The organism is Streptomyces fulvoviolaceus (assembly GCF_000718165.1).
Lineage (GTDB): Bacteria > Actinomycetota > Actinomycetes > Streptomycetales > Streptomycetaceae > Streptomyces > Streptomyces fulvoviolaceus.
In genome coordinates this window covers 22,366-30,736 of record NZ_JOEY01000084.1, presented here as the reverse complement: position 1 = coordinate 30,736, position 8,371 = coordinate 22,366, and the positions used below count along the sequence as shown (strand labels likewise).

The following is an 8,371-nucleotide window of genomic DNA, read 5'->3' as shown; positions in this document are numbered from 1 at the left end:
GTCGTCGTCCTGAACGAGAACCCGCCCGCCGAGCTGGCCGACGACGTCCGCACCGCGGCCGCGGTCTGCCCCGCGCTGGCCATCCGCATCGAGGAATAGAACCTCCCGAGCTTCCCCCTTCCCCCACCCTCATTACTGGAGGAAAACCCATGGCCGAGGCAGACATCCGCCCCGCCCCGGACGAGCAGGTCTACGAGTACCAGGACGATCGCCGGGCATGCCGCGCAGCGCGCGATCCTGTCGGACCCCCGGGTCAGCTCGGACGACAAGCAGCCCGGCTTCCCGTACCCGAACCAGGCCATGGCGGAGACGGCCCACCATCACCCGCTCACGATCTTCAACGCCGACGGTGCCGACCACACGCGGATCCGGCGGAGCTGCCCTCGCTGATGATCTGCGCGCTGCTCGGTGTGCCGTACGAGGACCACGACTTCTTCCAGGAGCACGCCTCCTTCGCCACCCGCAGCGACAAGACCGCCGAGCAGCAACAGACGGCGAACGCGGCGCTTGGTGGCTACCTGGCCCGGCTGATCCAGAAGAAGACGGAGGAGCCGGCCGAGGATGTGCTCTCCGACTTCGCAGCCCGGGTCAAGGACGGCGACCTCACCCTCCCCGAAGCGACCCTGCTCGCGATGATCCTGCTGATCGCCGGGCACGAGACCAGCGCCACCATGATCACGCTGGGCACCGCGCTGCTGCTGGAGAACCCCGAGCAGCTGGCGCGGCTGCAGCAGATCGACAACACCACGGACGCAGCCGGCGCGGTCGAGGAGATCCTGCGCTATCTGACCGTCGCCCAGTTCGGGCAGCGCCGCATCGCCCGCGAGGACTTCGAGTTCGAGGGTGTGGACATCAAGGCGGGCGACGGCATCGTCGTCCCGCTGCCGGCCGGGAACTGGGACCCGGACGCCTTCCCCGAGCCGGAGAAGCTCGACCTCACCCGCAAGGCGACCCACCACCACGCCTTCGGCTGGGGCATCCACCAGTGCCTGGGCCAGCAGCTCGCCCGCATCGAGCTCCAGGTCGTCTACGGCACGCTCTACCGCCGTATCCCGACCCTGCGTCTCGCGGTCGACCGCGAGGAGCTCACGTTCCGCCCGGCCGACTCGCTCGCCGCCGGTATCGCCGCACTACCGGTCACCTGGTAGCCCGCTTCACTACAGGAGTCGCACATGAGTGGTTTCAGCTTCGAGGGGCGCGTCGCCGTGGTCACCGGCGCCGGCCGAGGTCTCGGCCGGGCCTACGCCCGCCTGCTGGCGGAGCGCGGGGCGAAGGTCGTCGTCAACGACCTCGGTGGGTCGATCGAGGGCGACGGATCGGACGCCGGGCCCGCGCAGAAGGTCGTGGACGAGATCACCGCCGCGGGCGGCACCGCGGTGGCCGACACCCACGACGTGTCCACGCCGGAGGGCGGCGAGGCGATCATCGGCACCGCGCTCGAGCACTTCGGCCGGATCGACGTCCTGGTCAACAACGCCGGGATCGTCCGGTACGCGGGGCTGCCCGAGATCGAGCTGGACAACTCCAGCGGCATGTTCGGCCTCGACAACAACCTGTCGTACGCGGCCGCGAAGGCGGGCACCGTCGGGCTCGCCCGCAGCGCGAAGCTGGCCGGCGAACCCCACGGCATCAAGGTCAACCTGATCGCGCCGGCCGCGATGACCCGCATGGGCGGGGGAGAGCAGCCGGACGACGCACAGCCCGTGCCCGGACAGCCGTATATGCCCTCCAGCGCGGTGGCGCCGATGGTGGCCTACCTCGCCCACGAGAGCTGCCCGGTCAACGGCGAGATCTACACCGCCGGCGCCGGCCGCTTCGCCCGCCTCTTCATCGCCTCCACCGAGGGCTACGCGCACGCGGACGGTGCGGCCACGGTCGAGGACGGACGTCGCCGCGAACTGGGACGCGATCAACGACGAGAAGGGCTACTACGTGCCCTCCGACCTGATGGCCTGGTCGGGCTCCTTCCTCAAGCACCAGTTCACGCCTGTCGCCGATTCCGCGACGTCGTAGGAGGGCGTGTCCAGCAACAGCGCGAGGGCCGGGCGGAATGCCCGGCCCTAGCGCTGTTCCCACGGCGCGCGGCAGCAGCCGTACGACAGGACTGACCGGTCCGCGTGCATGCTCTGAGAAACGCGGGACCGGCCCGCCGCTTCGTCCTTCCCGGGTGAACGGCCGGGGAGGGGAAGCAGGCAGAGCCGGTGCCGGGTGGCGAGCGGCGGGGCCGCGGGGTCAGGCGGCCTGGCCGACCTCGGCCTCGTCGAGGCGCTTGCTCCGCGGGATCAGCAGGACGAGCAGCGTGCCCACGGCGCAGCAACCGACGACCAGCCAGAGCCCGTTGGTGAAGCCGGTGTCGAGGTAGAACTGGGTGCCGTGCATGATCGCCCCGTGCTGGGCCATCACGACGAAGGCCAGCTGGGAGACGACGATCTGTGCGACGCCCTGGCCGAGAGTCTGGGCGCCGTTGGCCAGCGCCTGTTCCTCGGGGGTGACGACCTCGATGATCATGATGGGCACGATGGCCATGACCATGCCCGTGCCGGTACCCGCGATCAGGCCCATCCCCACGATCTCTCCGGCGCTGTGGTGCAGTTGGGTGCCGATGCCGTAGCCGAGGACGGTGAGCGCGGAGCCGGTGCCCAGAAGGATCCGTGCGTCCATCCGGCGGGCGAGGAAACCGGTGCCGACGGCCGCCACGATGATCATGGCGCTGATGGGGCTGGTGACGATGGCGTTGTGGGTGCCGGACCAGCCCAGGCCTTCGGAGACGTTGGGGATGTTCGGCATCAGGATCAGCAGCTGGATCACGACGCCGACGGCGCTGAGCGAGCCGGCCGCTATGGAGGTGGCCAGCAGGACGGTCCACACCGAGCGACGCCGGGTCATGGCCGGCGGGAACAACGGTTCGGCGACGCGGCGCTCGACGAGGACGAAGGCGATCAGCGCGATCAGCGCCACGGCGACCCAGGCGGCGAACGTGCCGCTGCCCCAGCCCCAGTGCGAGCCCTGGCCCACGGCGTAGACGAGCGCCGTGATCCCTCCGCCGAGGAGGATGCCGCCGAGCCAGTCCATCCGGCCGCCCGCCTCGCGGACCGGGCTCTCGGGGACGAAGGCCGCCACCAGTATGAAGCTCACGGCGGTGCTGATGGCCATGAACCACAGCACGCCGCGGAAGCCGTAGTCGTCCAGGAGCCAGCCGGACAGGAACGGTCCGCCGAAGGCGACGAGGCCGACACCGCCGGCGAGGATGCCGCTGGCGAGTCCGACCCAGCGACGGGGGAACACGTCGCGGGTGATCGCGTAGGCGAGCGGGGCGGTGGCCGCGTAGACGCCCGCGATGCCGCGGCCGATCAGCAGGGTGCGGTAGTCGGTGGCGACGGCGGCGATCAGGTCGCCGACGAAGCCCAGCCCGGTGGCGACGAGCAGAACCTTCTTCTTGCCGAAGAGGGCCGCGGCCTTGACCGCGAAGGGCAGGAAGAACGTCCCGGTGAGCAGGGTCATCAGGGTGAACCACGCGATCTCGGTGGTCCGGAAGTGGATCGCGACATCGGCCTGCGCGATGCCGGACAACGCGGCCATGAGTGCGACCAGTTGGACGGTCCACACGAGCGCGACGATGACGAGCACGTTGCGCGTGGTGGAGGGGGATCTCTCGGGGACTTGCGGGCTGGCGGTTTTTGTCTGGGACATCGGCGGCCTTCCGTGGGTGAGCGGACGTCCAGAGAGTGGCTCTGGTCCAGACAGGTGGGGACGTTCGGCGCGGTGTCGGCACCCGTCGGTCACGTCGGCCCGAGCGGCTGACGGGCCGGGAGATGCGGGCGTGTGGGGGCAGCGCGTGGTGGTGACGGGCGCGGATATGTGTGGCACCCGTTTGGAGCTTTTGTGCGGCTGCCGGAAAGGTAGACCCAACGGTCGGTACAATCAATGGGGTGCGCAGAAAAAGCGGCCCGGACGTCGACGCGCCCCGTGTGGCGACCCTTTCCGTCGCTGTGACCAGCGCTTTTGTCGTCATTGGCGGCGGGGTGTTGCGTAGCGCGTGATCGGTTTGAGTCCCACTCAGTGGAATGGCGCCGATCCGTTGCTGCCGTCCTACGGCAGTGACCGCCCCGAACGCATGGCGGGCCTCAGTCCTGACCCTTGGGGGAATCGATGGGCGCGCGCGGAGAGCCCCTGCTGTTCCTTGGGAGTAACGGCATGGAGACGGCGAGACCGGCACCCCGACGGTTCGCATCGGGAGACGCGCAGGCACTGGCCGCGTACCGGTCGGAACCAGAGGTGAGTCGGTATCAGGGTCCTGGGAGTCGCCGGTGTCGCTGGAGGAGGCCGAGTGGCTGGTGGCCAAGTTCTCGGTCAGCGATCCCCACGCTCCAGTGCGGCGTCGAGCGGCGGGGCGCCCCGGGGGCCGTCGGCGATCTCAGGGTGTGTCGCAGTGAGGGTGGACGGCAGGCGGAACTGGGCCTTACGTTCGCGCCGGCATTCCAGGGCCGCGGATACGCCATCGAGGCGGTGGCGTATCTGATCGTGGAGTTCCTGCTGGTGGATGAGGGACCGCACAGGGTTTCGGCCGCTGCGACGGACATAACGTCCGCTCGGCGAAACTGCTGGACCGTGCGGCGTTCCGTCGTGAGGGCCACCTCGTCCAGAGCGCCTGGACCAAGGGGGAGTGGGGCGATGGCACCCCCTTCGGGCCCCTTGCCTCGGAGTACCGTCCGGCGTAGCCCGACGGGAAGGGAGTCCGGACCGTTCCTGTCTATTTGTTTGAGTTACGCAAATACCTGGTAAAATGTCGGCCCCGGGTGACTCGCCACGCTCTTGCATCAGCCGGCCGACCGCTCGTCGCAACGTCTGCCCGAGGGTGCGAGGCCGGGACGGCTGCGTGCGCGCCCGGGCTCGCCTGCTCCACCGCGCGGGCCTGCCGACGTCCGGCTCAGGGTCCGGGCGGGCGGTGATCGTCACACGAAGGGTCTGGTCATGCACGGCAATGCCGATGAGGAGCCGTTGTCGCGTCAAGGGGACAGGCGGGACGTTCTCGTCGTGGCGGGCGATCCCGGAGACACCGAACTGCTCACCACGACGCTGGAGTCGGCGGGTTACCGCGTCGACGCGGCGAGCGGTGCCGCCGAGGGGGTGGTGCGGCTCAGGCGGTCGCGGTTCGATCTGGTGGTCTGGGACGCCACCCTGCCGGACAACAGGGATCTCGCCCGAGGTCGTCGCCTCGTCCTGGAGAACCGACCGCCCGTACTCTTCCTGATCACCTGCGACTACCTCCACACTCTCCTCCCCGAACTCGGCGGGGGAGCGGCGGACTACGTCACCGAGCCCTTCCGGGCCACCGAAATCCTGGGGCGGGTCGAGGTCCTGCTGCGAGGCCGACGTTCCGAACCGTCCTTGGGAATGCCCCGCTACGGCGACTTGGTCCTGGACGACGTCACGTGCCGGGCCCAGCGCGGCGCCAGGCCACTCGACCTCAGCCCCGCCGAGTACCGGCTCCTGCGCCACATGCTGGTCAACAGCGGACAGGTGCTGTCGAAGGAGCAGATCAGCCGGCATGTCTGGAGCGACTTCCGCGCGGCCGAGGCCATCGAGAAACTCGTCTCCCGCCTGAGGCAGAAGGTGGACCAGGAGGAACCCGCACTGATCCACACGCGCCGCGGTTTCGGCTACGTATTCGGTCGCCCCGGGGTGTGACGAGCGTCGCATCCGTTTGCTTTCGGGGGACCGTCCGGAAGAAGTCAGCATTCCTCGTTTAGCTGCAGTTGGTCGCGTGTTCGACCGCCTGTAGCAGGTCTGCGTACCTGCGCAGCCCCGCACTCGAGGAGCCGCCATGCACCCCACCCTGAGGCCCGAGGACCAGTTCCATGTGGGCATCGTCGCCGAGGACTTCCACGCGACGAAGGACCAACTCTCACAGCTGTTCGGGTTCGAGTGGGGTGAGGAGATGGGCGGGCCCACGGAGGTGAGCCTGCCTGACGGCGAGGCCGCCATCGACTTCCGGTGCGCGTACTCGCGCTCGAAGAGCACAGCGCCCCTGCTGGAGATCGTCCGGCGCGTGCCCGGGACCCTGTGGGAGCCGACACCCGGCTCCGGCATCCATCACTTCGGCTACTGGTCCGACGACGTCGCGTCCGACACCGCCGAACTCGAACGCCACGGTTACGTGACCGAGGCGACCCGCAAGGGTCCCGACGGCGCCCTGTTCTTCGCGTTCCTGCGCAGTGCCGAACAGACGGGCTTCCGGATCGAGTTGGTCAGCAGGGCGGCCAAGCCGGCCCTGGAGCAGGCCTGGTCCAGGTAGCCCGAACCCGCAAGACCCGAAATTCCCCCCAATTCCCCAATTCCCTGGATCCCTGAATTCTCTGAGGAGCGAGTATGACGACCGTAGGTATTGCCACCGGTGCCGGACGCGGGATGGGAGAGGCGTGCGCCCGACGTCTCGCCGACCAGGTGGACGTGCTGCTGCTCGTCGACCGGGACGAGGCGGGAGCGGCGGCGGTTGCCAAGGACCTCAACGAAGCCGGCCACAGGGCCACCGCGGAGCCGTTCGCCCTCGACGTCACCGACCGCGAGGGACTGGCCCGGCTCGCCACCCGGGTCACGGAACTCGGCACACTGCGGGCCGTCGCCCACGCGGCCGGCATCTCACCCACCATGGCCGACTGGCGGCGCATCTTCGAGGTCGACCTCGTCGGCACCGCCCTCCTGGCCGAGGCGCTGCGCCCCCTCGCCACCGAGGGCACGGCCCACGTGTACTTCGCCTCGATGTCACCGTTGCTCGCCCGGGTCGAGCCCACCCCGGAGGTCGCCGCGATCCTGGACGACCCGCTGCAGTCGGACTTCCTCGACAGGATCCGCGAAGCCGTCGGCCCGGACATCGAGAACTCCGCACTCGCCTACCCGTGGGCCAAGCACGGCGTGCACCGCTTCGCCCGCAAGGAAGCGGTCCGGCTCGGACCGGTCGGCGCCCGCGCCTGCTCCCTCTCGCCCGGCATCATCGACACCCCGCAAGGCCGCCAGGAGGCCGCCCAGCACGCGTCGATGCAGAAGCTGATCGACGCCACACCTCTTGGCCGCACCGGCCACTCGGACGAGGTCGCGACCGTCGTCGCCTTCATGCTCTCGGACGAGGCGAGCTTCCTCAACGGCATCGACATCCTGGTCGACGGCGGCGTCTACGCAGCCGTGCGCGACCGGTGACACGAGGTCCTCGCCCCTGACGCCTGTCCGTCCGGCAGTCCCTGACGACGGGTCAGCACCCTTTCGCCCTATCTAGGGAACCGGGAGGCGCTCTACCGGCGGACCGCCGAGATCAGTCCGCCGGGCCGCTCCTCGCGCTGCGGCGGGGTGCTGATCGGGCGGCCGTAGGCGGCAGCGCGCTCGCGCAGGGTGCGGCTGCCGGCCTCCCAGCCGTGCCCGGCCAGCCAGCCCACCGGGTCGTCGGGCATCTCCGAGACCCACATGGACGCCGCCGATCCCGGCGCGGCGTCCGCGCCGAAGCGCTCGATCACGCCGCGCGAGCCCAACGTCAGCCCCAGCCGACTGCCTGCCGCCGACTGCGCGCTGATCCGGGCCAGCAGCAGCTCCACCGCGTGCTCGGGCAGATAGATCAGCAGTCCTTCGGCGATCCACACGGTCGGCACCGCCGGGTCGTGCCCTGCGGCGGCCAGCGCGCCCGGCCAGTCCTCACGCAGATCCACCGCGACGGTGATCCGCTCGCAGCGTGCGACGGCCCGCTCCCGGCGCAACACCGAAGCCTTGAAGTCCAGTGGCGCGGCGGTGTCGACCTCGAACAGCCGGGTGCCCTCGGGCCAGTCCATCCGGAAGGCCCGGCTGTCCATGCCGGCGCCGAGCAGCACGACCTGCCGGACCCCGGACGCGGAGGCCTGCTGCAACAGGTCGTCGAGGAACTTCGTCCTGATGACGATGGAGAACGACACGGCCAGCCGGCGGCGTCGTGCGGCCGCGTCATCGGGCAGCGGCGGCGAGGAGGGCCACAGGCCGCCGGCGGTGGCGAAGGCCTGTGCCAGTGGGTCGCGGAACAGCGCGTTCTCCCGCTCGGTCTCCAGCGCCCGCACCCTGGCCACTCCCACCGCCGTGGCCCACACTCCCGACGGCTGCACCCACTCCTGCTCATCAGTCACCGCGCCAGCCTAGAAGATCGATTCCAAGGGGCCTGATGAGGGGAGCCAGCTTCATGCGCGGCTGGCTGGTCATGCGCGCACTGACCAACTACGACCACTAAACCCTTGGAATCGATCATCTAGGGTCCGTCTTCAAACGGATCTTGCCCAGAGCAGGAATGACGCGAGACTGACCGCCTACAGGAGCCCCTGGACCGGTGTCCGGGAACTGGGAAGCGGGTTCTGCCAGGAGG

8 protein-coding genes are annotated in these 8,371 nt (G+C 69.8%); 6 read left to right on the top strand and 2 right to left on the bottom strand.

Translation table 11 applies throughout. From position 1 onward, the window contains the following. The first annotated feature begins 389 nt into the window (after positions 1-389). Complete coding sequence (locus tag IG08_RS55255; protein ID WP_234343187.1) at positions 390-1,148, top strand: cytochrome P450; 759 nt, start codon at positions 390-392, stop codon at positions 1,146-1,148. A 24-nt stretch (positions 1,149-1,172) separates the two neighbouring features. Beyond that, on the top strand, positions 1,173-2,108 hold the full coding sequence (locus IG08_RS0149570) for an SDR family NAD(P)-dependent oxidoreductase (protein WP_234343186.1): 936 nt from the start codon (positions 1,173-1,175) through the stop codon (positions 2,106-2,108). A 124-nt stretch (positions 2,109-2,232) separates the two neighbouring features. On the opposite strand, the gene IG08_RS0149565 is transcribed toward IG08_RS0149570, so the two are convergent. Then, positions 2,233-3,690, bottom strand: coding sequence for an MFS transporter (locus IG08_RS0149565; RefSeq protein ID WP_030620309.1), 1,458 nt, complete (start codon positions 3,688-3,690; stop codon positions 2,233-2,235). Positions 3,691-4,149: 459 nt separating this feature from the next. On the opposite strand from IG08_RS0149565, the gene IG08_RS63285 reads away from it, so the two are divergent. The 4 genes from IG08_RS63285 to IG08_RS0149545 all read left to right on the top strand — a co-directional run bounded on the left by IG08_RS63285 (position 4,150) and on the right by IG08_RS0149545 (position 7,194). After that, positions 4,150-4,782: a GNAT family N-acetyltransferase gene (locus IG08_RS63285; protein WP_078656062.1), complete on the top strand. Its 633-nt coding sequence runs from the start codon at positions 4,150-4,152 to the stop codon at positions 4,780-4,782. Between the two features lie 189 nt (positions 4,783-4,971). After that, complete coding sequence (locus IG08_RS0149555) at positions 4,972-5,688, top strand: response regulator transcription factor (protein WP_030620303.1); 717 nt, start codon at positions 4,972-4,974, stop codon at positions 5,686-5,688. Positions 5,689-5,824: 136 nt separating this feature from the next. Further along, positions 5,825-6,295 (top strand): VOC family protein, encoded by a 471-nt coding sequence (locus IG08_RS0149550; RefSeq protein ID WP_234343185.1) that lies wholly within the window; start codon positions 5,825-5,827, stop codon positions 6,293-6,295. Positions 6,296-6,369: 74 nt separating this feature from the next. After that, the gene (locus IG08_RS0149545) at positions 6,370-7,194 is read left to right on the top strand and encodes an SDR family oxidoreductase (protein ID WP_030620295.1); all 825 of its coding nucleotides are present in this window, start codon (positions 6,370-6,372) and stop codon (positions 7,192-7,194) included. Positions 7,195-7,286: 92 nt separating this feature from the next. Here IG08_RS0149545 and IG08_RS0149540 read toward each other — a convergent pair whose 3' ends face one another. Next, positions 7,287-8,102 (bottom strand): class I SAM-dependent methyltransferase, encoded by an 816-nt coding sequence (locus IG08_RS0149540; RefSeq protein ID WP_043457278.1) that lies wholly within the window; start codon positions 8,100-8,102, stop codon positions 7,287-7,289. Positions 8,103-8,371: the final 269 nt, after the last annotated feature.

What these genes read in the sequence shown, in the direction of transcription:
- IG08_RS63285 (WP_078656062.1), top strand. Translation starts at nt 4,150, where the DNA reads ATGGGCGCGCGCGGAGAGCCCCTGCTGTTCCTTGGGAGTAACGGCATG.
- IG08_RS0149555 (WP_030620303.1), top strand. Translation starts at nt 4,972, where the DNA reads ATGCACGGCAATGCCGATGAGGAGCCGTTGTCGCGTCAAGGGGACAGG.
- IG08_RS55255 (WP_234343187.1), top strand. Translation starts at nt 390, where the DNA reads ATGATCTGCGCGCTGCTCGGTGTGCCGTACGAGGACCACGACTTCTTC.
- IG08_RS0149565 (WP_030620309.1), bottom strand. Translation starts at nt 3,690, where the DNA reads ATGTCCCAGACAAAAACCGCCAGCCCGCAAGTCCCCGAGAGATCCCCC.
- IG08_RS0149570 (WP_234343186.1), top strand. Translation starts at nt 1,173, where the DNA reads ATGAGTGGTTTCAGCTTCGAGGGGCGCGTCGCCGTGGTCACCGGCGCC.
- IG08_RS0149545 (WP_030620295.1), top strand. Translation starts at nt 6,370, where the DNA reads ATGACGACCGTAGGTATTGCCACCGGTGCCGGACGCGGGATGGGAGAG.
- IG08_RS0149550 (WP_234343185.1), top strand. Translation starts at nt 5,825, where the DNA reads ATGCACCCCACCCTGAGGCCCGAGGACCAGTTCCATGTGGGCATCGTC.